The sequence below is a fragment of the Mycobacterium lehmannii genome (assembly GCF_002245535.1).
Classification (GTDB): domain Bacteria; phylum Actinomycetota; class Actinomycetes; order Mycobacteriales; family Mycobacteriaceae; genus Mycobacterium; species Mycobacterium lehmannii.
The window spans coordinates 203,433-226,517 of record NZ_NKCN01000001.1 but is presented as its reverse complement, the minus strand read 5'-3'; the positions used below and the strand labels follow the sequence as shown (position 1 = coordinate 226,517).

Below are 23,085 nucleotides of genomic sequence, written 5' to 3'. Positions count from 1 at the left end.
GCGGGCATCGTGGCCCGCCCGGTCGTCGCCTCAGCTGAGGCAGAGCCTGTGGTAGTTGTCCAGCGTGCGATTGGCAATATGAGTCCAATCCTTTTCCGCCTTCTTGTCACCCTGCTGGCGTGCCACATTGGCTGCATGAATGGCGCTATCGGCCGACGCGGCGATCGCTGCGCAATTGCCCTACTCTCGGCTTAGCTGCGGCAGTACCTGTGGTGAGACCGGCGACTGCCGGCGTCGCGAGGGCCGCGGACAGCAATCCGGCGGCGATCGCCCGGTTGAGCATCGTTCCCATGGTGTTCTCCTTCGCATGTCGCCCGCGGCTGCTCCCGCGAACTGTTACGTCGTCACCGTCGCGCGGGCGGTTTCGGTCTTCGTTGACGTATCGTGAAAAGCCCTGGTCAAGCGGCTATCGGCGGAAGCGCAGGAGGGACGCCCTGGCGAGTTCGACCGCCTCGGCGCCGGACAGACAACGGTGACCGGGTTCGATGCGAACGTCGCCGAGCGGTGACTCCTTGCCGGCTACCGTCAGCGCGTGGTGAAGCGCGCGCGCGTCGTCCTCGGCCCCGATGCGGGCGAGGAAGCGAGTCACGTAGCGCAGGTTGAGCCACTGCTGGCTCCAGTCACCGACCCGGCCCCAATGGTCGAGGACGTCGACCAAAACTGTTGCGGCCTCGCCAGGTTCACCGTGAACGGCCCGGGTAGACGCGGCCTCCATCAGCGCGATGCCGTACCACCACAGGTTGCGCACCGACGCGGCCAATGCTGCGGCGTCGTCGAACAACTGCAGCGCGCGATCGGGCTCGGATTTCTTGAGCACCAGACCGAGCGCGTAGCGGCCCATCGACTGCGCGGTCGCGTTGCGCGTCTCGTCCGCGACACGCACCGCCTCCTCGGCCGCGGCCACGCCGTCCATCGGCACGCGCAGTGCGGCATGGCATATCGAGATGTAGAAGAGCGTCCACACCAGACGAATCGGGTCGGCATCGCTGCTGGCCCGCTTCGCCTCCGCCTCGTAATGCCGCAGAGCGGCGGCGGCGTCGCCCTCGTAGAGCGCGACATCGGCGAGCACATCACCGGGATAGGCGACGCGGGCGGTGCCGCGGGCGGGAGCGCGCCCCTGCGCGAGCTTCGCGAGAGAGCGGGCCGTGTCGAATTCGCCCCTGTTCCAGGCCCCCCGCGCCGCGAAGCCGACGGCCGCGGTGTAGAGCGGGTGAGCGGGGTCGGCCACTTCGACGGCGCGCTCGGCCCAGCCTGCCGACTCGTAGCTGTGTCGTAAGTGGACGACTTCGGGTAGTGAGGTCACCAACCGCAGCGCGGTGTCGACGTCCTCATCGGACAGCGCGTGCTCGAACGCCACTCGCAGGTTGTCGTAGTCGGGCAGCATCCTGTCCACCCACATCCGCTCGTCAGGGCCGTGCATACCGGCGGCCGCACTTTCGGCCAGCGCGGTGAAGTACTCGGCGTGCCGCGATGCCACCGATTTGTCGATGCCGTTGTCTAGCAGACGGTCCCGGCCGTATGCGCGAAGCATCTCGAGAACCGTGTATCGCGTTCGATCGATGACGGTGTGCCGTGTCACCATCGATTTTTCGATGAGTCCGGTGAGCGAGTCGAGCGTGTCGTCTTCGTCGCCCACGCCGCAGACCACATGCGCGGCTTCGAGATCGAAACCACCCGCGAACACCGACAATTTGATGAACAGTTGCTGTTCGGCATCGGTCAGCAGTTGGTAGGACCAGTCGATGGTCGCGACGAGGCTCTGTTGACGAGGGCTGCCGCGCGCGCCGCCACTGAGGACCCGCAGTCCGTCCAGCCGGCGCGCGACGTCGAGGCTGCTCATGGCGCGCATCCGGGCGGCCGCCAGTTCGATCGCCAATGGCAGACCGTCGACGCGACGACAGATTTCGGCGACGGCGCCGACGGGCTCGTGCTCCAAAGCGAAATCGGGCCGGCTGGCCTTGGCGCGGTCGGCGAACAACCGGGTGGCCTCGCCGAGCGGCAGCGGTGACACCGGCCAGATGTGTTCGCCGTCAACGCCGATCGCTTCTCGACTGGTGGCCAGTACCACGACGTCGGGGCAGTTGCCGACGATCGAGTGGGTCAGCGTCGCCGCCGCGTCGAGCAGGTGTTCGCAGTTGTCCAGGACCAGCAGCAGGTTTTTCGTTCGGAGGTAGTCGGTCACTGTTTCCTCGATGCCCAGCCCATGACGTTGCTGCAAGCCAAGCGCGGCCGCCGCGGTGTGGCCGACAGCAGCACCGTCGTCCAGAGGCGCGAGCTCGACCAGCGTGACGCCGTCGGAGAAGCGTTCTCCGGCTCTGGCTGCGACCTCGAGGGCCAAGCGGGTCTTGCCCACGCCGCCGACCCCGGTCAACGTCACCAGCGACCGTTCACCCAGCACATCGACGACGTGAGCGACCTCGTCGTCACGGCCAATGAAACTTGTGCTTCGCCGCGGCAGGTTCATCCGCGGCCGCGCGCTGGCGGCCGCGAGAGGTCCGCCGGGAACCACACATTCGGAGTCGCCCTCCAGGAGCTGCATGTGCACCTGTCGCAGCGCCGGACTCGGATCCGCGCCCAGCTCGTCGACGAGCCGTTGACGCATCGCGCGGAACGTCTCGAGGGCGTCGGCCTGACGGCCACACCGATACTGCGCCAGCATCAGCTGCGCGGCCAACCGCTCGTCCAGCGGATGCTCGCCGAGCATGGTGGTCAGTTCGGGAAGCAACTCGGCGTGCCGGCCGGCCCGCAGTGCGGCGTCGTTGCGATCCAGTGCCACAGCCAGTCGTTCGGCGTGCAAGGCGTATCTGACCTCGTTCAGCCACGGAGTGTCCAGCATGACGAACGGGCTGCCACGCCACAGCTGCAGCGCTCGGGCGAACAGGTCGTCGGCTTCGACGGGATCCACGGCGGCGCGCGCCTGGTTGGCGAGGTGGCGGAAGCGGTACAGGTCGACGGTCATCGGGTCGGCCAGCAGGATGTAACCGCCGGACTCCCGCTTGATGTCGACGCCTCCGCTGTGCCCGATAGCCGCCCGCAACCGAGACACATAGGCGGCCAGGGCGTTACGAGCGCGGTAGGGCGGCTCGTCGGCCCACACACGATAGATCAGCTGGTCGGACGGTACGGGGCGGTTGAGGTCGATCAGCATCGCGACGAGAACCGCACGCTGGCGCGCGTGCCCGACGTCGACGCGTTCACCGTCGATGTCGGCCCCGATGTCGCCGAGCAGCCGGAGCATCACCGTCACGGTCACAGCTTTCACCAGGCCGCAGCGGGTGTCCGGGCTATTCGTCAAGTACAAAGAATCGGAGACTCAATGCCCCGGTGCCGCCTTCGTGGCAGTGACCAGCAAATACTCGGCGTCGTACGCGGTGGCCGCCGAGCGGGGCCAGTCGGTGAGGAACTGTAGGAAGTCACGGTCGAGGTCGGCGATCCGCTGTGGCTCACCGGCGTTGAACGCATAAGTGGCGATCGTCGGCCCGTAGTTACGCTTCCAGTACTCCCTGAACTCGAGCGGGCTCGCGCAGCGATCCATGCGCACGGTTCGCCGCTGCATCCGCAGATCCGTCACCCGGTCGGCGAACAGTGACTGCACATGCGCTTCGCTCCCCCACAGCGGCGCGGGGCTCGCACCGGGCGGTGGCGGCGGCGCGTAGGGCTTCATCGTCTTGAACAAGTTGCCGATGAACCCCTCGGGAGTCCAGTTGATCATTCCGATGGTTCCGCCGGGGCGGCACACCCGCACCAGCTCATCGGCGGCGGCTTGGTGGTGTGGTGCGAACATCACCCCGACACACGACATCACGACGTCAAAGCTGTTGTCGGCGAACGGCATCGCTTCGGCGTCCGCTTCGACCCATTCGATCTGGACTCCATGCTGGCCAGCGATCGCGCGCCCCGCCGTGAACAACTCCGGTGTGAGGTCGCTCGCCGTCACGGCCGCACCCACGGTGGCGGCCGGGATGGCCGCGTTACCGGAGCCCGCGGCGACGTCGAGCACGCGGTCGCCCGCGCGGACACCACAGGCCCGCACCAGTTCGGGCCCCAGCTGGGGAATCAGTTCGGCGGCGACGGCCGGGTAGTCACCCGATGCCCACAGCGCGCGGTGTTTGGCCTTCAGCGCGCGGTCCGCGTCGTGTTCGGTCGTGTTTTCGAGGGTGTTCTTCATGGTCATGCGCCTCGGTCTCTCTGCCCGTCGTCCGCCGAGCATGTTCATCTGACGGTTCCGACGATCGGTCGAGGTTGTGAAACGACGATTCGGGAATCGTGAAATGCCCTGGTCAGGCGTCAGCCGTGCCGGGCGCCGATCCAGTGCAGCAGGTCGTGCACGATCTCGTCGTCGAGGCGGTAGCTGACGGCCCGTCCCACCCGCGTGGCGCTGACCCAGCCCTGCTGGCGCAACACGCGAAGCGCTTGGGAGACGGCGTTTTCCGAGCGGCCCAGCGCCGCTGCGAGGTCTCCCACACGAATCCCCGGCACTCGATGCAGCGTGAGCAGGATCTCCAGCCGATGCGGGTCCGACAGCAGGTCGAATCGCTGCGTCCAGCTCGCGGTGTCGACGTCGGCCAGCGCCGACGCGGCGCGTTCGACGTCCACCTGGCCGACTGGCTCGTTCACGGGACTCAATGTAGCGCCGATGTGCACGCTCGCGGGCGCATGAGCGTGCGCGGATGTCGAGAAATCGGCGGCGTGTCGTGTGCCGACACGCACACTCGCGGTGCTGGGGGTACGGTGCGTGGCGTCAGTCGAGGAAGCCGTGCAGCAGCGCGGCCGACCCCTCGACGTGGGCCCGCATCGCTGAGCCCGCTCGGTCGCCGTCGCCTGCGACGATCGCGAGCACGATCGCCTCGTGCTGCTCGTCGGAGTGGGCGATGTTGCGTGGCAGCAGCGGGATCTGGTCGAGCAGGGCGTTGAGCCGCATCCTGTTCTCGGCCAGCAGCGGGACCAGCGACGGCGATCCGGCGGCCTCGGCGATCGCCAGGTGCAGGCGCGAGTCGAGCCGGCGGTAGTCGTCGGGGGCGGCGGTGCGGACGTCGGTCATCCGGGCCCACAGTTGTTCGCGCTCCGATTCGCTCAACGTGCGGCTGGCCGCCATGCGCGCGGCGCCGACTTCGAGGATCTCCCGCAGGCGCAGTGTGTCGTCGATCTCCGCGCGCGTCACGGCGTCGGTTCGGGTAATCGGTCGCGGCAGTTCGTCGGCGAGAAACGTCCCTCCGTACCGTCCGCGCCGAGATACCAGATAACCCGCATCGGACAGCGACTTGATCGCCTCGCGCACGGTGTCGCGGCTGACGCCGAGACGCGAGGCGAGTTCCCGTTCGGGCGGCAGGCATTCGCCGGGTGCCAGCACACCGAGCCGGATGGTCTGCAGGAGCCGGGCGACGGTGTCCTCGAAGGCGTTACCCCCACGCACCGGACGCAGCAGCGCCTCGGCGGCCGCCAACGCGGTGAACCCCGCGTGCGCCATTGGTACGTCCGAGTCGGCCGACATGGCTACAGCGGGGTGACGTAGTGGCCGCCGATACCGCCGTCGACCAGGAAGCTCGACGCGGTGATGAACGACGCGTCGTCGCTGGCCAAAAACGCGACCGCGGCGGCGAGTTCCTCCGGTTCGGCGAAGCGGCCCACCGGCACATGCACCAACCGCCGTGCCGCGCGCTCCGGATCCTTGGCGAACAACTCCCGCAGCAGCGGCGTGTTGACCGGCCCGGGACACAGCGCGTTGACGCGAATCCCCTGCCGCGCGTACTGCACACCGAGTTCACGCGACATGGTCAGCACCCCGCCCTTCGATGCGGTGTAAGAAATCTGCGACGTCGCCGAGCCGACCACCGCGACGAACGACGCGGTGTTGATGATCGACCCCTTCTGCTGCGGAACCATGTGCCGCAGCGCCGCCTTACAGCAGAAGAACACCGACTTGAGGTTGACGTCCTGAACCCGCTGCCAGGCGTCGACGCCGGTGTCCTCGATGAGACCGTCCTCAGGTGGGCTGATGCCCGCGTTGTTGAACGCGATGTCGACCGATCCGTGTGTCTCGGCGGCGGTGTCGAACAACTTGTCCACCGCGACCTGGTCGGAGACGTCCACCTGGATGAAGGTGCCGTTCAGATCGTCGGCGGCGGTCTTTCCGGCCGCCGGGTCGATGTCGCCGATGACGACGGTCGCGCCCTCGGCCTGCATCCGCTTGGCGCTTGCCAGGCCGATGCCGCTGGCGCCACCGGTGATGACGGCGACCTTGCCCGCCAGTCGTTGCGTCAGATCCATCTAGGGTGCCTCCTGCACGGCGATGAACACGTTCTTGGTTTCGGTGAACGACAGCGGCGCGTCAGGGCCGAGTTCGCGTCCGAGGCCGGACTGTTTGAAGCCACCGAACGGCGTGTTGTACCGCACCGACGAATGTGAGTTGACCGACAGGTTGCCCGCCTCCACCGCCCGCGACACCCGCACCGCCCGCGACAGGTTCTCCGTCCAGATCGACCCGGACAACCCGTAAGGGGTGTCGTTGGCCAGTGCGATCGCGTCGGCCTCGTCGTCGAACGGCAGCACGGTGACCACCGGGCCGAAGATCTCCTCGCGCACCGTGCGGTCGGTGCGCTGCGGCGTCAACACCGTCGGCGGGAACCAGTACCCCAGGCCTGAGGGAGCCGAGCCGCGGAACGCAACGGGCGCGTCGTCGGGCACGAACGAGGCGACGGTGGTCCAGTGCCCCTTCGACACCAGCGGGCCCATCTCGGTGTCCTTGGCGCGCGGGTCGCCGACCACCACACCCTTGACCGCGGGCTCGAACAGTTCCATGAAGCGGTCGTAGACGTTGCGCTGCACCAATATTCGACTACGCGCACAGCAGTCCTGGCCCGCGTTGTCGAATACCCCGTACGGCGCGGTGGCCGCCGCCTGCTCCAGATCACAGTCGTCGAAGACGATGTTGGCGCTCTTGCCGCCCAGTTCGAGGGTCACGCGTTTGACCTGTTTGGCCGCGCCCGCCATGACGCGAGTGCCGACCTCGGTGGAACCGGTGAACACCACCTTGCGCACATCGGGGTGCGAGACGAAACGCTCCCCCACCACCGACCCCTTACCGGGCAGCACACGGAACAGGTCGGCGGGGATTCCCGCCTCGACGGCCAACTCCCCCAGGCGGATCGTGGTGAGCGGCGTCCACTCAGCGGGTTTGATGAGCACCGCGTTGCCCGCGGCGAGCGCAGGCGCGAAACCCCACGAGGCGATCGTCATCGGGAAGTTCCACGGCGTGATGACACCGACCACACCGAGCGGCTCGTTGAACGTCACGTCGATACCGCCCGCGACCGGAATCTGCTTGCCGGACAAGCGTTCCGGTGTGGCGGCGTAGAACTGCAGCACGTCGCGGACGTGGCCGGCCTCCCACTCGGCGTTACCGATGGGGTGCCCGGAGTTGGCGACTTCCAGCGCCGCCAGCTCGTCGACGTGCGCGTCGACGGTCGCCGCGAATGCGCGCAACGCCGCCGCCCGTTCGGCGGGCCCCTGCCGCGCCCAATCCCGTTGTGCCGCTTTCGCCCGGGCCACCGCATCGTCGACCGCGGCCTCGTCGGTCTGCTCGACGGTACGCAGCAGCTCCTCGGTCGCCGGGTTGATCACGTCGGATGTGCTCAAGCGCTCGCCCTTTCTGTTGCGTATGCGTCCGCCGCTTCGACGACGGCGGCGAACAGCCGCAGGTCGTCGAGGCGCTCTTCGGGATGCCACTGCACCGCCAGCACGAAATGCTCACCTGATAGTTCGACCGCCTCGATGACCCCATCGTCGTCCTGCGCGCTGATCACCAGACCGTCGCCGAGTCGGTCGATGGCCTGGTGGTGGTAGCACTGCGCGTCCGACGACCCGCCGATGAGCTCGGCCAACCGGGTGCCCGCAACGGTGCGGATGGTCGACGTGGTGAACACGGCGTTGCCCTGCTGATGGCGGTTGTGCCCGATGACGTCGGGCAGGTGCTGGTGCAGTGTGCCGCCCATCGCGACGTTGAGCACTTGGGCGCCGCGGCAGATGCCCAGCACCGGCATGCCGCGCCGCAGCGCGCCGCGCACCAGCGCAAACTCGAACTGGTCACGGCGCCGGTTGTCTTCGACGTCGGCGTCGGTAGCCGGGTGCGGTTGCTGGCCGTAGTGCGCGGGCACGACGTCGCGTCCACCGGTGATGATCACGCCGTCGAGCCCGTCGAGCACCCGGTCGGCGATGTGGTCGTCGACAGGTTGCGGCGGAAGCAGAACGGAGATTCCGCCGGCCAGTTCGACACCCTCGAAGTAGATCGCGGGCAGAAAGCTCGCCCGCACATCCCACACCCCGGTCTGTGCCTGCTGCAGGTAGGTGGTCAGCCCGAGCACGGGTCTGCGCTTCTGCCCGCCTGCCGAAACACTAGAGCCGCTCAAAACCGCGGATCCTTTCCCAGTCCGTGACGGCGGCGTTGAACGCGTCCAATTCGACGCGGGCGTTGTTGAGGTAGTGCTCGACCACCTCGTCACCGAACGCCTCACGGGCCACCTCGGACTTCTCGAACAGCGCCGCGGCCTCGGTGAGGGTGGTCGGAAGCCGTTCGACGCCACTGGTGTAGGCGTTACCCTCCATCGGCTCGGGCAACTCGAGTTCGCGTTCGATGCCATACAGGCCGCCGGCGATCAACGCCGAGACCGCGAGGTACTGGTTGACGTCACCGCCGGGGGCCCGGTTCTCCATCCGCATGCCGTGGCCGTGGCCGACGACGCGCAGCGCGCAGGTCCGGTTGTCCAGACCCCACGCGATCGCGGTCGGGGCGAAACTCGCGTCGACGAAACGCTTGTAGGAGTTGATGTTCGGCGCGTAGAACAGCGTCAGCTCCCGCAAGGTGGCCAGCTGTCCGGCCACGAAGCTGCGGAACATCGGCGACATTCCGAGCGGGTCGGTGTCGTCGGCGAACACCGCTGTGCCATCTGGACTGCCATCGTCGCCTCGCAGCGAGATGTGGACATGGCAGCTGTTGCCTTCGCGTTCATCGAATTTCGCCATGAACGTCAGGCTCTTGCCGTGCTGGTCGGCGATCTCCTTGGCGCCGTTCTTGTAGATCGTGTGGTTGTCACAGGTGACCCGGGCATGGTCGAAGCGGAATGCGATCTCCTGCTGGCCGAGATTGCACTCCCCCTTGACGCCCTCGCAGTACATGCCCGCGCCGGTCATGCCGAGCCGGATATCGCGCAGCAGCGGCTCCATCCGCGTCGAGCCGAGCATCGCGTAGTCGACGTTGTAGTCCGAGGCCGCCGTCAATCCGCGATAACCCTTGGCCCACGCCTCGCGGAAGCCGTCGTCGAACACCATGAACTCGAGTTCGGTCCCGACGTAGGGCACCAGACCGCGTTCGGAGAGCCGGTCGATCTGACGGTTGAGGATGCTCCTCGGGGCCTGCTCAACCGGGCTGCCGTCGTGCCAACCCAGGTCGGCCATCACCATCGCGGTGCCGGGCAGCCACGGGATCAGCCTCAGCGTCGAGAAGTCCGGCGTCATCACCATGTCCCCGTAGCCGGTCTCCCAACTCGACATCGCATAGCCGTCAACGGTGTTCATGTCGACGTCGACCGCCAGCAGATAGTTGCAGCACTCTGCGCCGTGTTCGGCGACCTCCTCGACGAACAGCCGGGCCGACACCCGCTTCCCGGTGAGCCTGCCCTGCATATCGCAGAACCCGACGATCACCGTGTCGATCTCGCCGTCGGCGACCATGCGCTCGAGGTCGGCCTGCGACAACATGCCCGATGTGACGCTCATCCGTGGTGGGGCCTTTCCTTCGACAGCGCGAGATTGCGGGTGGTCAACCATTGGATGCGGCTCGCTCCGGCGTTCGCCCAAGGCTTTTACAGAGAAGTCACTTCCAAAGGTAGGACACCAGACCTTTGCAAGTTTATTCTCCCAATGCCCCATAACCGCAAGAACGGAGCGACCACGTGGCCCAAGATCAGGCAGGGGACAAGATGAAGCGCTCGGGCGGGGTCACGTACAGCCAAGCGGGCGAGGGCTACTTCGAGAAGCGGCAACTCAAACGCACCGCAGGCTTCTGGGGCCTGTGGGGCATCGGTGTCGCCGCGGTCATCTCCGGCGACTTCTCCGGCTGGAACTTCGGCATCGGCGCGGCCGGATGGGGCGGCTTGGCGATCGCTTCGGTCGTCATCGTGATCATGTACTTCGGCATGCTCTTCTCGATCGGGGAGATGTCGGCGGCCATGCCGCATACCGGCGGCGCGTACTCATTCGCGCGCGCCGCGATGGGACCCTGGGGCGGCTTTGTCACCGGGTTCGCCGAGACCATCGAGTACGTGTTCACCACCGCGGTGATCGTCTACTTCTCGGCCTCCTATGCCAACGCCGTCACAACCGACCTGTTCAACCTCTCCCTGCCGATGTGGGTGTGGTGGGTCATCCTGTATGCGCTCTTCGTCGGGCTGAACTCGTGGGGTGCGGAGATCTCGTTCAAGTTCGCCCTCGTCGTCGCGATCCTGTCCATCGGCATCCTGGTGTTGTTCGGCATCCTGGCCATCGCCAACGGCGCCGTGGACTTCAGCAAGCTCTTCGATATCGCGTCCGATCCGGCCGCCGCCGGTTCGTCGACGTTCCTGCCGTTCGGCTGGGTGGCGATCCTGTACGCGATGCCGTTCGCGATGTGGTTCTTCCTGGGCATCGAGGAACTCCCGCTGGCGGCCGAGGAGGCGCACGACCCTGCCCGCGACATTCCACGCGCCGGCATCTGGGGATTGCTCTCGCTGATCGGCTGCGGCGCGATCGTGTTCTTCCTCAACCCGGCGGTGACCGGGTCCGAGGCCCTGGGCAGTTCGGACGAACCGCTGCTCGACGGCTTCCGCGCCTTCCTACCCGCCAACCTCGCCGCGGTGTTGTCGGCGTTCGCGCTGATCGGCCTGCTGGCCAGCCTGCAGGGCATCATGTACGCCTACGGCCGCAATATGTACTCGCTGAGCCGCGCCGGCTACTACCCGAAGACGTTGTCGCTGACCGGTTCTCGGCAGACACCGTACGTCGCGCTGCTGGCGGGCGCGGTCATCGGATTCCTGGCGCTGCTCATCGTCAACTACAACGAGGGCGCCGGTGCGGTGGTCCTCAACATCGCGGTGTGGGGTGCGGTGCTGGCCTACGGGTTACAGATGGTCTCGTTCATCCTGCTGCGGCGAAAGTTCCCCAACGCGCGACGACCGTGGGTGAGCCCGACCGGCAACTCGGGCGCGGTCGTCGCGCTGGTCATCGCGGCGGTGACATTCGTCGGCATCCTCGTCAACCCGGACTACCGGCCGGCGGTCATCGCGATCGTCATCTTTTACATCCTGGGCCTGCTGGTGTTCGGCCTCTACGGCAGGCACCGCCTGGTGCTGTCGCCCGAGGAGGAGTACGCCGTCACCGGCGGCCTGCACGGCTACGACCCGAGCGCCGAGGGGCTCGGCGGCACCATCGAGGACGAGATCCTCAAGGGCCGCACCGACTGAGCCGCCGTGGCGCCACATGTTGCCCGTGGGGAGTCCCGCGTCGCCAGTTTTACGCCACCACCAGCGCGAACATAACCCACGTCACACCCGTAACAGGTTTCGCTGCCGTCAACAGGGGTATTGTCGAGGGCGTGTGTGGAGCCACCGGCGAGGTGCGTCTCGACGGCCGGATACCTGATGTAGCAGCTGTCTCGGCGATGGCCGAGGCGATGACACCGAGGGGCCCGGACTCGGCGGGCGCCTGGTCTCAGGGCAGGGTCGCGCTGGGTCACCGTCGCCTGAAAATCATCGATCTCTCCGAAGCGGGCGGTCAGCCCATGCTCGACCCCGAGCTGGGGTTGGCGATCGCGTGGAACGGCTGCATCTACAACTACAAGCAGCTGCGCCGCGAGCTCAGCGGCCACGGCTATCGGTTCTTCTCGCACAGCGACACCGAGGTGCTGCTCAAGGCGTATCACCACTGGGGCGATCGGTTCGTCGACCACCTCCATGGCATGTTCGCGTTCGCGATCGTCGAGCGTGACAGCGGCCGGGTCCTGCTCGGTCGCGACCGACTCGGCATCAAACCGCTGTATATCAGCGAGAATTCCGCCCGCGTCCGGTTCGCATCGTCGCTGCCCGCACTGCTGGCCGGTGGCGCCAGGGACGGATCGGTGGACACCCGCATCGATCCGATCGCGCTGCACCACTACATGACGTTCCACTCGGTGGTGCCCGCGCCGCGCACCATCCTGCGCGGGGTGGCCAAGGTGCCGCCGGCGTCGCTGGTGGCGATCGAGCCCGACGGCCGGCGCACGACGACGACGTACTGGGAGCCCGACTTCACCCGTAGGGCCGACCGGGCCGACTGGTCCGAACGGGATTGGGAGAACGCCGTTCTCGACGCGTTGCGCGTGGCCGTGGAGCGACGCCTTGTCGCGGACGTGCCCGTCGGCTGCCTGCTCTCGGGCGGCGTCGACTCCAGCCTGATCGTCGGCCTTCTCGCCGAGGCGGGACAGCACGGACTCAAGACGTTCTCGATCGGCTTCGAATCGGTCGGCGGTGTGGCCGGCGACGAATTCAAGTACTCCGACATCATCGCCGAGCACTTCGGCACCGACCATCACCAGATCCGCATCGGCACCGACCGCATGCTGCCCGCGCTCGACGGCGCGATCGGCGCCATGAGTGAACCGATGGTCAGCCACGACTGCGTCGCCTTCTACCTGCTCAGCCAGGAGGTGGCCAAGCACGTCAAGGTGGTGCAGTCGGGTCAGGGCGCCGACGAGGTGTTCGCCGGATACCACTGGTATCCCCCGCTGGGCGGACCGGACGCTGCGTCGATCGACGGGGCGGTGGCCAGCTACCGCAAGGCGTTCTTCGACCGCGACCGCGCGGGCTACGACGCTCTGGTGACGCCGGCGTTCGCCGTCGACGGCGACCCGAGCCTGGACTTCGTCACCGAGCACTTCGCGCGGGCGGGCGCCGAGACCGGCATCGACCGCGGTCTGCGATTGGACACCACCGTCATGCTCGTCGACGACCCGGTCAAGCGCGTCGACAACATGACGATGGCGTGGGGCCTGGAGGGTCGCGTGCCGTTCCTCGACCATGAACTCGTCGAACTCGCCGCCACCTGCCCACCCGGGCTGAAGATCGCCCACGAAGGCAAGGGCGTGCTGAAGCAGGCCGCGCGCCAGGTGATTCCATCCGACGTCATCGACCGGCCGAAGGGCTATTTCCCGGTGCCCGCGCTCACCCATCTCGAGGGTCCGTACCTGGACATGGTGCGCGATGCGTTGTACGCGCCCGCGGCCAAGGAACGTGACCTGTTCCGGCCCGCTGCGATCGACCGGTTGCTCGCCGACCCGAACGGACGCCTGACGCCGCTGCGCGGTAACGAACTGTGGCAACTGGCGCTGCTCGAGCTGTGGTTGCAGCGACACGGCATCACCGGACCCGCGGCATGACGGCGCTCGGGCCCGACGCAGAGCAGACCGAAGCGATCACCCTCGGCTTGCACGACGCGTCGCCGCAGCATCTCGTCGATGCGATGGCCGACGATGTCGTCATCGAGATGGGTTGGGGCCGATTGGTTTTCGGTCAAACATTCGCCGACCCCGCCAAGCTGGCCGAAGTGCTCAGGCATGAGGGACCCGGACGACGCGACATCTGCATCTACGCGCGCGAACCCCACGTCCTGGTGTCGATGGCGCCCGCGGAACTCTTCATCGATCCGAGCCACACCTACCGGCTGCGGTTCACCGAGGATCCCGAGCCCGACAAGGCGCCGAGCGGGTTCTCGGTGCGTGCGCTGCAGAGCGCCGACGACGCCGACGAGATGAACCGCGTGTACGTGCGCTGCGGCATGGTGCCCGCACCCGTCGAAGTGCTGTGGAACAACCACCGGACTCAGGATGCCCTCGATTACCTGGTCGCGGTGCGTGACGACGACGGGTCCGTGCTGGGCACCGTGACCGGTGTCGACCACAAACGGCTGTTTTCCGATCCGGAGAATGGTTCGAGCCTGTGGACGCTGGCTGTCGACCCGGCGACGAGCCTGCCCGGTGTCGGCGCGGCGCTCACCCGGGCGCTGGCCGCGATCTACCGCGAACGCGGCCGCGCCTACATGGATCTGTCGGTCAGCCACGACAACGCGGCTGCGATCTCGCTCTACGAGAAGCTCGGTTTCGAGCGGGTTCCGGTGATGGCCGTCAAGCGCAAGAACGCGATCAACGAACCGCTGTTCACCCATCCGCCCGAAACCGTCGAGGACCTCAATCCGTACGCACGGATCATCGCCGACGAGGCCATGCGCCGCGGAATCTGGGTCGAGGTGCTCGACGCCGAGGCCGGTGAGATGCGCCTGTCGCACGGCGGCCGCACCGTCATCACCCGGGAGTCGTTGTCGGAGTTCACCTCCGCGGTCGCGATGGCGCGCTGCGACGACAAGCGCCTCACCCGGCGGTTGGTGGCCGAGAACGGCATCGCGGTGCCCAAGGGCAGGCTGGCGACCTTCGACGAAAGGGACCACGAGTTTCTCGAGGAGGTCGGCGACGTCGTGGTCAAGCCGACGCGGGGTGAGCAGGGCAAGGGCATCACCGTCGGGATCAGCAGCGCCGAGGACTTGGACGCCGCGCTGGCCCGCGCCCGCCAAGAACATCCGCACGTGCTGATCGAGCAGCGGGCACCCGGCGACGATCTTCGGCTGGTGGTCATCGACGGCAAGGTGGTGGCCGCGGCGCTACGCAAGCCCGCCGAGGTCATCGGGACCGGACACCACACGGTGCGCGAGCTGATCGAGGCGCAGAGCCGGCGCCGGGCGGCGGCCACGGGCGGTGAATCGCGCATCCCGATCGATGCGGTCACCGAGTCGACGGTCACCGAGGCGGGTTGGTCGTTCGACGATGTACTTCCCGAAGGCGAGCGGCTGCGGGTGCGCCGCACCGCGAACCTGCATCAGGGCGGCACCATTCACGACGTGACCGCCAAGGTTCACCCCCACCTGTGCGACGTCGGGGTCCGGGCCGCCCACGCGATCGGCATCCCCGTCACGGGGATCGACCTGCTGGTGCCCGATGTCACCGAGCCGGAGTACGTCTTCATCGAGGCCAACGAGCGGCCCGGGCTGGCCAATCACGAACCACAGCCCACCGCAAAGGCTTTCGTCGACTTTCTGTTCCCGGGCAGCCCGGCGCTGCCTCAGGCGTGGACGCCCGAGGAGTCGCCCGCCTGAGTCACCAGGTGCTGGTGCGCATCACGATCTCGGCGGCCAGCTGCGCGGTGGATTCGGCGGCGTTGCGCCTGCCGAGCAGGTCGACCATCCGGTAGTCGCCGTACACGTAGCGCTGGCTGGCCTTGGCGACGGCGCGCGCCGCGGGGGTGCTGACCAGTGCCGTGGTGTTCATCTCCACCGGCGGGCAGTGCTCGTCGCGGATCACGCCCGCGGCGTCCGCGACGCGCGGATGGCCGCGGTCGATGACGACCAACCCGATGAACCGGTCGAGCCGGGTGGCGGCCAGTTCCCACGCCAGCTCGCCGCCGACGCGGTCCCCCACCAGCAGCGCCCATTTCACGTCGAGGGCGTCGAGGATGCTGACCACCGACTTCGCGGTCAGCCGGGGATCGGGAGGCACGACGACGGTCCGCAGCGACGCGGTGTGCAGCCGTTGACACACGGCGTCATAGGCGGCGGCCGGCTGATGGCCCGCCCCGAGCACCACCACGACCGACCCCTTCTCGGGACCGGCGACGTCGACGGGCACGTTGAACCCCTCGACGGTGACCGTGGTGGATGGCATTGGGCCACGCTACAGCGGTCGACGGTGCGACGCGGTCATTTCGCCGGGAGTGAACGGGGCGATTCAGAGTGCGGCGACGCGCTCGGCCTGCTCGGTCGCGATGTCCAGAAAGGTCTGCGGCAGCGCGGCTTTGACCGGAATCGTCGGGTTCGGAGTCGGAAATGCGACGCCGTACACCGCCATGGTCCCGATGTTCTCGAACGTGAAGTAGACGCTGCTGTCGACTCCGCCGAGTTGCATGGTCTGCTCGTAGAGGAGCGCGTCGGCGCGAGATGGATCCATCCTGGTCGTCGTCATCGGGATGCCCGGCGAGGATTCGTCGAAGAACGTCTCGAAGTTCGCACACCGTTCGGCCGTGGCCGCCAGCTTGTCGAGATCCAAACGCCATGTCAGCACCGTCATCACGATGCGGGCGCCGTCGTAGCCCACGACGTACTCCGCGGCGCTGCCCGGCCCGCGCTCTCCCGTCTCGGCGATCACCCGGGTGAGTCCCTCCGAACACCCCGCCGGTCGGGACAGCATGGCCGGCGGGGCACCAGCACCGTCGCCACCCTCGCCGGGTTCGCGGACGACGTGGTCGAACTGCACCCCCTGCGGGAAGTCGGCCGCGGTGAGCAGCGCTCGGTCCAGCCGGGCGCCTGGCCAGGTCGGCGAGCCCTCGGTCGAGTGCGTGCAACCGGTCAACGTCACCGCGGTCAGGGCGGCCGCCAGGGCGAATCGCCGGATCATCGCCGCAGTCCCGTCACGATGTCGGGCCGGGCCGGGGCGCCGTCGGAGAGCAGGGTCAGCACCGCGTCCACGTCGAGGTGGCTGGTCAGCAGGTCGGCCATCAGGTCGAGTTGCGCGTCGCGCCGGGCGCCGACGTCGACGTCGTCGGCCACGACGAACCCGTTGCGGCCGGCGGCCTGCGCGACCTCGACCAGCCACGAGCGCCGCACGTCGTCGTTGTCGAGCACACCGTGCCAGTGGGTGCCGTACACCGCCCCGCGCCGCAAGCCCACCCCGAGCCACTGTTCCTCGGTCGAGCGACCGATCTGACCATGATGAATTTCGTAGCCGGACAACGGTTCTTCGTGACGCAACAGCGTCTTCTCGGGCGTGAAGACGATGTCGGCGTCGAGCAGGTTCAGGCCGGGCACGACGCCTGCGCCGGATTCCACGTCATCGTCGATGCGCGCGCACAGCATCTGGAAGCCGCCGCACACCCCCAGCACGGGCAGGCCGCGGGCGGCGTGCGCGCTCAGCGCGCCGGCAAGCCCGCTGCGGCGCAGCCAATCGAGGTCGGCGACGGTGGCCTTGCTGCCGGGGATGACGACAACGTCGATGTCGACGAGATCGGCGGGTTCTCCGACCCAGCGCACGAGCACGCCCGGCTCGCAGGCGAGGGCCTCGACGTCGGTCGAGTTGGAGATCCGCGGCAACCGGATCGCGGCCACGCGCAACCACTGCTCCCCCCGTGGGGGCTGCGGTTCACCGACCACGCGACGGGCCACCACCGAGACCGAGTCCTCGGTGTCCAGCCACAAACCCTCGGCATACGGGATGACGCCGTAGGTCGGCCGTCCCGACAGCTGCTGCAGTTGCGCCAGACCGGGGTCGAGCAGCGACGGATCACCGCGGAACTTGTTGACCACGAAGCCGGCGATCAAGCGTTGGTCCTCGGGTTCGAGCACCGCGACGGTGCCGTACAGGTGCGCGAGCACGCCGCCGCGGTCGATGTCGCCGACGACGATCACCGGGAGGTCCGCCGCACGGGCCAACCCCATGTTCGCCAGATCGGTTGCCCGCAGATTGATTTCGGCAGGGGAACCGGCACCCTCGCAGATGACGGCGTCGAATTCGGCCCGGAGTTGCTTCAGTTCGTCGGCGACCACCGCTCTAAGGTGCTCACGGTGCCCGATATAGTCGCGCGCGCTGACGGTGTCGACCACCCGACCGCGCACCACCAGCTGCGAAGTGCGGTCGCTGCCGGGTTTGAGCAGGATCGGGTTGAACCGCGTGTGCGGCGATAGGCCGGCGGCGCGGGCCTGCATCGCCTGGGCCCGGCCGATCTCGCCGCCGTCGACGGTGACCGCGGAGTTGTTCGACATGTTCTGCGCCTTGAACGGTGCGACGCGAATGCCCTTGCGCGCCAACAGCCGACACAGCCCGGCCACCACCATCGACTTGCCCGCATCCGAGGTGGTTCCGGCCACCAGGAGTGCGCCGCCCGCCGGTTGTGAATCAGGCGACGGCATTTCGTGTCTGGGCGTCGTCGGATTCACAGTCGAGCGCCCTAGTCGGCGACTGTCAGGATCTCGGCGCCGCCGTCGGTGACCACCAGCGTGTGCTCGAACTGCGCGGTCCACTTCTTGTCGGTGGTGGCGACGGTCCAACCGTCGTCCCAGATCTCGTAGTCCAGGCCGCCGAGGTTGATCATCGGCTCGATGGTGAACGTCATGCCCGGTTCCAGCACCGTCTCCACGGCGGGCTGGTCGTAGTGCAGGACGACGAGGCCGTTGTGAAACGTGGTGCCGATGCCGTGGCCCGTGAAGTCGCGAACCACGTTGTAGCCGAACCGGTTCGCATAGGACTCGATGACCCTGCCGACGACGGACAGCTGCCGGCCGGGTCTGACGGCCTTGATCGCGCGCATGGTCGCTTCCCGCGTCCGCTCGACGAGCAGCCTGTGTTCCTCGGAGACGTCCCCCGCGAGGAATGTCGCGTTGGTGTCGCCGTGCACACCGTCGATGTAGGCGGTCACGTCGATGTTGACGATGTCGCCGTCCTCGATGACCGTCGAGTCCGGGATGCCGTGGCAGATGATCTCGTTGAGCGAGGTACAGCAGGACTTCGGGAATCCCTTGTAGCCGAGCGTGGACGGATAGGCGCCGTTGTCGATCATGAACTCGTGCGCGATGCGGTCCAGCTCGTCGGTCGTGACGCCCGGCGCGACGGCTTTGCCCGCCTCGGCCAGCGCGCCCGCCGCGATCCTGCCCGCGACGCGCATCTTCTCGATCACCTCAGGTGTCTGCACCCACGGTTCGCTGCCCTCGTCGACGGTCGGCTTCCAGGCGTACTCCGGCCGCGGGATCGACGCGGGCACCGGCAGCGTCGGGGAAACCACGCCGGGGCGGAGGGCGGTACGAACGGGCATGTCAACAGGGTAGACGAGGCTAGCGCCGGTCGAACGGGCTCAACCGCCAGGATCGGCGCGGCCCGCGGATGTCCACCGAGCCGAAGACCACCTTGCCGGTCAGGATCACGTGCGGGTTGCCTTCGGCAGGCGCGTCCCTGCGGTGGTCGCGGGCGCTGCCCGCATTGACCTCGACGTCGTCGATGGAGGCGCTGGCCCCGTCGGGCAGCCGCAGTTCGAGCCCGCCGAACTTCAGGTCGAGCTCGATGACGACCATCGGCCCGGCGAAGCGCGCCCGGGTCAGGTCCAGGTCCACCGAACCCATGCGCCGGTGCAGGGCCAGCCGGCTGGGCACCGTCCATTCGCCGTGCCGCTTGAGGGAGCCGAGCACGCCGCGCAACTCGATGCGGTCGGCGGCCGAGGTGACGATCGCACCCGGTCCGGGCAGGTCGCCCACCAGCGCGTCCAGGTCCGAGTGCAGCCGCGCGCGCGCCACCGCCGCCGAGCGCTCCTCGAACTCCTCGATGTCGATCAGGCCCAGCGCGACGGCGTTGTGCAGTCGCCGCAGCGTGCCGTTGCGGTCGGCGTCGGAGACGCGCATGGCGTCGTGGTTGGTCTCGGTCATCGCACGTTCCACGGTACGGCGATGACGCCCGATCAGGCCAGGTAGTCCGGCGGCAGTCCGTCGAGCATGCCCTTGAGCATGCGCACCGCGTACTCCGAGGAACCGCCCCCGACGATCATCGCCGCGAACGCCATGTCGCCGCGGTATCCGGCGAACCAGGAGTGCGAACCGCCCGCGAACTCCGCCTCGCCGGTCTTGCCGCGCACGTCGCCCGCACCCTGCAGGTCCTCGGCGGTGCCGTTGGTCACCACCAGCCGCATCATCGGCCGCAGCCCCTCGACGATCTTCGGGTCCATCGGCGCCGGGCTCTCGGCGATCTCGGTCTCTTTACCCTGGATCAGTTGCGGGACTGGGGTTTTGCCGGCAGCGACGGTCGCCGCGGCCAACGCCATGCCGAAGGGGCTGGCCAGCACCTTGCCCTGACCGAAGCCGTCCTCGGTGCGCTCGGCGAGGTCGACGGTGGGCGGTACGGAACCGGTCACGGTCCTCAGCCCGGGGATGTCGTAGTCGGCGCCGATGCCGTACTTGGCCGCGGCCATCGTCAACCCGCGCGGCGGCATCCGGCTGGCCAGCTCGGCGAAGGTGGTGTTGCAGGAACTGGCGAACGCCCGCGACATCGGCACGGTGCCCAGGTCGAAGCCGCCGTAGTTGGGCACGGTCCGGTGGCCGATGTCCATCGTGCCGGGGCACGGAAGCATCGTGTTCGGGGTGGCCATATCGCGTTCGATGGCCGCACCGGCGGTCACCATCTTGAACGTCGACCCGGGCGGATACAGGCCGGTGGTGGCGATGAGGCCCTCGGTGTCGGCGGCGGCGTTCTGCGCGACGGCCAGGATCTCACCGGTCGACGGTTTGATCACGACGATCATCGCCTTCTTGCCGGTGAAGTTGACCGCGTTCTGCGCGGCGTCCTGGACCGACCGGTCGAGGCTGATCCGGATCGAGGGTGCGGGATCCCCCGGCACCTCGTTGAGTACGTCGACGTCGACGCCGTTCTGGTTGACGGTGACCACCCGCCACCCCGCGGCGCCGGCGAGTTCACCCGCCACCGCCCTCTTGACCTCACCGACGATCGCAGGCGCGAAAGTCTCGTCGGTGGGCAGCATTTCGGCCAGCGGCGTGATGACCACACCGGGTTGCGCTCCGATCGCGGCGGCCACCCGGTCGTGGTCGGCCTTGCGCAGCGTGATCAGGTTCAGCGGCTGTTTGGACGAGCTGGCCTGCTCGGCGAGCCGCTGCGCGTCGAGGGTGTTGTCGAAGGGCCGCAACGCGTCGACGACGGCCCGCGCGGTCTGCATCAGCGAACCGCCGGCCTCGCGCGCGTCCAGCGAGTAGCCGTAGAGGTATCCCGGCACCAGCACCTCGGTGCCGCCCCGCTCGATCACCGACGCCCGCGGGGGCGAGTCGGCGCGCAGCGCGAAGGTCTGGTTCTCGCCGAGCCGCGGGTGCAGGCCGGTGGCGCTCCACCGCACCATCCACCGGCCCTCGTCGCGGACCATGTTCAGCTGTCCGTCGTAGGTCCAGGTGCGGTCTTTCGGCAGATGCCACGTGTAGCGGTAGGTGACGCTGCCGGTGTCCATCGCGTACTTGGAGCCCAGGATCTGCGTGTCCAGGTGGGTGGCCTGCAGCCCGGCCCACGCCTCGTTGAGGTCTTCGCGCGCATCGGCGGGCCGGTCGCTGAGTTCGGCCGCGCCCGCGGTGTCACCGGTCGCGAGGGCCGCGAAGAATTTCTCGGCGGCGGTCTCGGGTCCGGCGGGCTTGGGCGTACAGGCGCTGTTGAGGCCGACGACCAGGATTCCGGCCGCGGCGAGGCTCACTATGCGTGTTACTGAAGTTGCCATTGGGGCAGATGTTACGAAGTCGAGACCTGCAATCCCGGTAGGCGCACCGCATTGGGGGGCCGGTTCTTCCGATCGGAGGGCTTACCGGGTTGATCGCACTCACCTCCTGCGTGGGATCAACCGGTTAAGGCCCGCAGCGCACGCCGGCGGACCGCAGCGTCAAGCGGCGCCCAGGCAGCGTCGGGCGTCCTCAACCCGCGGCCGGTGCCCGCACCACCAACGGCACTCCCGGGAAGTAGGCGGCCATCTCCGAGCGCGACTTGCGCAGCGCCGCGGTGCCGTACCCCTGCTTGCGATGGTCGGGGTGGATCCAGATCCGCACGTTGACCTCGCCGGAGACCAGGTCGCCGAACACCATCCCGATCTTCTCGGTGCCGTGCACCGCGACCAGCCAGGCCGCCTCCTCGGCGTCGACGCGCCGCAGGCCCGCGCGGATCTCGTCGTCGAGATCGCCCGCGGGGGCGCGCGACCCGTCGCCCGCCTCACGCACGTCCTGGGTGCGCGCAGCGAAGATGTCGCGATCGGCGGCGGCGAGGAACGGGCGCAGCGCCATGCTGTCGGCACTGCGGGCGGGCTCACCCATGGTGAAGCTGAGCTGATTGTTGAGGTCCTCGAGTTCGGCGGCGATCCGGCGCCGCGACACCTTGGTCAGCCGATCGAAGGACAGCCGCAGCACCGCCTCGGCGGCCGTGTGCGATGCGCCGAGCATGCTCGCGATCGACTCGATCGCGGCGTCGTAGTCCTCCGAATCGACGATGACGTCGAGCAGTTCGTGGCGCCGTTCCAGGGCGCGCACCATCGTGTCGGCGATCTCCCTGCGCGCGATTGTGCGGTCGTCGTCAGCCATGCCGTGAGCGTAAATCAGTCGGATCGTCAGTCGAGCAGAACGGTGGCGAACGTTCCCACCTGTTGGAAGCCGACGCGGTCATAGGTCGCGCGCGCGACGGTGTTGAAGTCGTTGACGTACAAGCTGGCCGTGCGCCCAGAGCGCACCACCGCCTCGGCCAGCGTGGCGGTGCCCGCGGTGCCCAGACCGTGCCCGCGCCAGTCGGGGTGCACCCACACACCCTGGATCTGCCCGACGGTGGGCGACTGCGAACCGACCTCGGCCTTGAAGACCACCTCGCCGCGTTCGAAGCGGGCCCAGGCCCGGCCCGCGGCGATCAGACCGGCGACCCGCCTGCGGTATCCCCTGCCTCCGTCGCCGAGCCGCGGGTCGATGCCGACCTCACCGATGAACATGTCGATCGAGGCGACGAGGTAGGCATCGAGTTCGTCGGCACGCACCTGGCGCACGGCGCGGTCGGTCGCACACGACGGCGGCGTGCTCAGCGCCAGCAGCGGCTGATGCTCGCGCACGTCGCGGGCGGCGCCCCAGGCGTTCTCCAGGCGACGCCACATCGGCAGCACCAACTCGGCCCGGCCGACCAACGACGAGCAGCGACGCGCGGTGCTCATCGCCTTCTCGGCGAACGCGTGCAGGTCAATCATGTCCCCGCGCAACGGAATCAGGTTCGCACCGGCGTAGCACAGCGATTCGGTGGGCCTGCGTCGCGTCCACAGTTCCCCGCCGATCGCCGAAGGCTCCACACCGTACTCGGCCACCCGGCAGGCGACCATGCACGAGCCGACCGGATCTTCGTCGAGCACCCGCATCACGGCGCCGACGTCACGCACCACCGAAACCCGTCGTTCGTCGACGTGACGAAACAGCGGCGGTGCCGACATGGGA

General features: G+C 68.2%; 19 protein-coding genes. 3 read left to right on the top strand and 16 right to left on the bottom strand.

The annotated features are described in order from the left end of the window. Positions 1 to 406: 406 nt before the first annotated feature. From CEX87_RS01130 to CEX87_RS01095, 8 genes are all read right to left on the bottom strand, one after another. Positions 407 to 3,238 carry an AfsR/SARP family transcriptional regulator gene (locus CEX87_RS01130; RefSeq protein WP_233151237.1) on the bottom strand — a complete coding sequence of 944 codons (2,832 nt, stop codon included), beginning with the start codon at positions 3,236 to 3,238 and terminating at the stop codon, positions 407 to 409. A 75-nt stretch (positions 3,239 to 3,313) separates the two neighbouring features. Continuing rightward, positions 3,314 to 4,168: a class I SAM-dependent methyltransferase gene (locus CEX87_RS01125; RefSeq protein WP_416171880.1), complete on the bottom strand. Its 855-nt coding sequence runs from the start codon at positions 4,166 to 4,168 to the stop codon at positions 3,314 to 3,316. Between the two features lie 119 nt (positions 4,169 to 4,287). Beyond that, positions 4,288 to 4,617 (bottom strand): ArsR/SmtB family transcription factor, encoded by a 330-nt coding sequence (locus CEX87_RS01120; protein WP_164673997.1) that lies wholly within the window; start codon positions 4,615 to 4,617, stop codon positions 4,288 to 4,290. A gap of 124 nt (positions 4,618 to 4,741) precedes the next feature. Beyond that, positions 4,742 to 5,491: a FadR/GntR family transcriptional regulator gene (locus tag CEX87_RS01115; protein ID WP_094285658.1), complete on the bottom strand. Its 750-nt coding sequence runs from the start codon at positions 5,489 to 5,491 to the stop codon at positions 4,742 to 4,744. 2 nt (positions 5,492 to 5,493) lie between these two features. After that, positions 5,494 to 6,267: a 3-oxoacyl-ACP reductase gene (locus tag CEX87_RS01110; RefSeq protein WP_094285656.1), complete on the bottom strand. Its 774-nt coding sequence runs from the start codon at positions 6,265 to 6,267 to the stop codon at positions 5,494 to 5,496. Further along, positions 6,268 to 7,635, bottom strand: coding sequence for an aldehyde dehydrogenase family protein (locus tag CEX87_RS01105; RefSeq protein ID WP_094285654.1), 1,368 nt, complete (start codon positions 7,633 to 7,635; stop codon positions 6,268 to 6,270). Beyond that, positions 7,632 to 8,405, bottom strand: coding sequence for a gamma-glutamyl-gamma-aminobutyrate hydrolase family protein (locus tag CEX87_RS01100; RefSeq protein WP_064394551.1), 774 nt, complete (start codon positions 8,403 to 8,405; stop codon positions 7,632 to 7,634). The genes CEX87_RS01105 and CEX87_RS01100 overlap by 4 nt, the downstream gene beginning before the upstream one ends. Continuing rightward, positions 8,392 to 9,771 (bottom strand): glutamine synthetase family protein, encoded by a 1,380-nt coding sequence (locus CEX87_RS01095; RefSeq protein ID WP_064394552.1) that lies wholly within the window; start codon positions 9,769 to 9,771, stop codon positions 8,392 to 8,394. Before CEX87_RS01095 ends, CEX87_RS01100 begins: the two co-directional genes overlap by 14 nt. A 203-nt stretch (positions 9,772 to 9,974) precedes the next feature. Between CEX87_RS01095 and CEX87_RS01090 the strand changes: the two genes are divergently transcribed. The 3 genes from CEX87_RS01090 (at position 9,975) to ngg (ending at position 15,207) form a co-directional block, all read left to right on the top strand. After that, positions 9,975 to 11,492, top strand: a complete 1,518-nt coding sequence (locus tag CEX87_RS01090; protein WP_094285652.1) for an amino acid permease — start codon at positions 9,975 to 9,977, stop codon at positions 11,490 to 11,492. Between the two features lie 131 nt (positions 11,493 to 11,623). Then, positions 11,624 to 13,441: an N-acetylglutaminylglutamine amidotransferase gene (locus CEX87_RS01085; RefSeq protein WP_094285650.1), complete on the top strand. Its 1,818-nt coding sequence runs from the start codon at positions 11,624 to 11,626 to the stop codon at positions 13,439 to 13,441. Continuing rightward, positions 13,438 to 15,207 carry an N-acetylglutaminylglutamine synthetase gene (gene ngg / locus CEX87_RS01080; protein ID WP_064416940.1) on the top strand — a complete coding sequence of 590 codons (1,770 nt, stop codon included), beginning with the start codon at positions 13,438 to 13,440 and terminating at the stop codon, positions 15,205 to 15,207. The genes CEX87_RS01085 and ngg overlap by 4 nt, the downstream gene beginning before the upstream one ends. A gap of 1 nt (position 15,208) precedes the next feature. On the opposite strand, the gene CEX87_RS01075 is transcribed toward ngg, so the two are convergent. The 8 genes from CEX87_RS01075 to CEX87_RS01040 all read right to left on the bottom strand — a co-directional run bounded on the left by CEX87_RS01075 (position 15,209) and on the right by CEX87_RS01040 (position 23,081). Beyond that, the gene (locus tag CEX87_RS01075; RefSeq protein ID WP_064394555.1) at positions 15,209 to 15,772 is read right to left on the bottom strand and encodes an alpha/beta fold hydrolase; all 564 of its coding nucleotides are present in this window, start codon (positions 15,770 to 15,772) and stop codon (positions 15,209 to 15,211) included. Between the two features lie 63 nt (positions 15,773 to 15,835). Beyond that, on the bottom strand, positions 15,836 to 16,501 hold the full coding sequence (locus CEX87_RS01070) for a hypothetical protein (RefSeq protein WP_094285648.1): 666 nt from the start codon (positions 16,499 to 16,501) through the stop codon (positions 15,836 to 15,838). After that, positions 16,498 to 18,009 carry a cobyric acid synthase gene (locus CEX87_RS01065; protein WP_064394557.1) on the bottom strand — a complete coding sequence of 504 codons (1,512 nt, stop codon included), beginning with the start codon at positions 18,007 to 18,009 and terminating at the stop codon, positions 16,498 to 16,500. Before CEX87_RS01065 ends, CEX87_RS01070 begins: the two co-directional genes overlap by 4 nt. A 38-nt stretch (positions 18,010 to 18,047) precedes the next feature. Further along, on the bottom strand, positions 18,048 to 18,908 hold the full coding sequence (gene map, locus CEX87_RS01060) for a type I methionyl aminopeptidase (protein WP_094285646.1): 861 nt from the start codon (positions 18,906 to 18,908) through the stop codon (positions 18,048 to 18,050). 19 nt (positions 18,909 to 18,927) lie between these two features. After that, positions 18,928 to 19,512, bottom strand: coding sequence for a DUF1707 SHOCT-like domain-containing protein (locus CEX87_RS01055; RefSeq protein ID WP_064394559.1), 585 nt, complete (start codon positions 19,510 to 19,512; stop codon positions 18,928 to 18,930). Positions 19,513 to 19,544: 32 nt separating this feature from the next. Further along, positions 19,545 to 21,353, bottom strand: a complete 1,809-nt coding sequence (locus CEX87_RS01050) for a penicillin-binding transpeptidase domain-containing protein (RefSeq protein WP_064394560.1) — start codon at positions 21,351 to 21,353, stop codon at positions 19,545 to 19,547. A 190-nt stretch (positions 21,354 to 21,543) separates the two neighbouring features. Then, positions 21,544 to 22,200: a GNAT family N-acetyltransferase gene (locus tag CEX87_RS01045; protein WP_064394561.1), complete on the bottom strand. Its 657-nt coding sequence runs from the start codon at positions 22,198 to 22,200 to the stop codon at positions 21,544 to 21,546. Positions 22,201 to 22,226: 26 nt separating this feature from the next. Next, positions 22,227 to 23,081, bottom strand: coding sequence for a GNAT family N-acetyltransferase (locus tag CEX87_RS01040; protein ID WP_064416936.1), 855 nt, complete (start codon positions 23,079 to 23,081; stop codon positions 22,227 to 22,229). Positions 23,082 to 23,085 lie beyond the last annotated feature (4 nt).

Excerpts from the sequence above, each read along its gene's own strand:
- CEX87_RS01130 (WP_233151237.1), bottom strand. The coding sequence starts at position 3,238 with ATGCTCCGGCTGCTCGGCGACATCGGGGCCGACATCGACGGTGAACGC.
- CEX87_RS01125 (WP_416171880.1), bottom strand. The coding sequence starts at position 4,168 with ATGAAGAACACCCTCGAAAACACGACCGAACACGACGCGGACCGCGCG.
- CEX87_RS01115 (WP_094285658.1), bottom strand. The coding sequence starts at position 5,491 with ATGTCGGCCGACTCGGACGTACCAATGGCGCACGCGGGGTTCACCGCG.
- CEX87_RS01110 (WP_094285656.1), bottom strand. The coding sequence starts at position 6,267 with ATGGATCTGACGCAACGACTGGCGGGCAAGGTCGCCGTCATCACCGGT.
- CEX87_RS01095 (WP_064394552.1), bottom strand. The coding sequence starts at position 9,771 with ATGAGCGTCACATCGGGCATGTTGTCGCAGGCCGACCTCGAGCGCATG.
- CEX87_RS01090 (WP_094285652.1), top strand. The coding sequence starts at position 9,975 with ATGAAGCGCTCGGGCGGGGTCACGTACAGCCAAGCGGGCGAGGGCTAC.
- ngg (WP_064416940.1), top strand. The coding sequence starts at position 13,438 with ATGACGGCGCTCGGGCCCGACGCAGAGCAGACCGAAGCGATCACCCTC.
- CEX87_RS01075 (WP_064394555.1), bottom strand. The coding sequence starts at position 15,772 with ATGCCATCCACCACGGTCACCGTCGAGGGGTTCAACGTGCCCGTCGAC.
- CEX87_RS01070 (WP_094285648.1), bottom strand. The coding sequence starts at position 16,501 with ATGATCCGGCGATTCGCCCTGGCGGCCGCCCTGACCGCGGTGACGTTG.
- CEX87_RS01065 (WP_064394557.1), bottom strand. The coding sequence starts at position 18,009 with ATGCCGTCGCCTGATTCACAACCGGCGGGCGGCGCACTCCTGGTGGCC.
- map (WP_094285646.1), bottom strand. The coding sequence starts at position 18,908 with ATGCCCGTTCGTACCGCCCTCCGCCCCGGCGTGGTTTCCCCGACGCTG.
- CEX87_RS01055 (WP_064394559.1), bottom strand. The coding sequence starts at position 19,512 with ATGACCGAGACCAACCACGACGCCATGCGCGTCTCCGACGCCGACCGC.
- CEX87_RS01050 (WP_064394560.1), bottom strand. The coding sequence starts at position 21,353 with ATGGCAACTTCAGTAACACGCATAGTGAGCCTCGCCGCGGCCGGAATC.
- CEX87_RS01045 (WP_064394561.1), bottom strand. The coding sequence starts at position 22,200 with ATGGCTGACGACGACCGCACAATCGCGCGCAGGGAGATCGCCGACACG.
- CEX87_RS01040 (WP_064416936.1), bottom strand. The coding sequence starts at position 23,081 with ATGTCGGCACCGCCGCTGTTTCGTCACGTCGACGAACGACGGGTTTCG.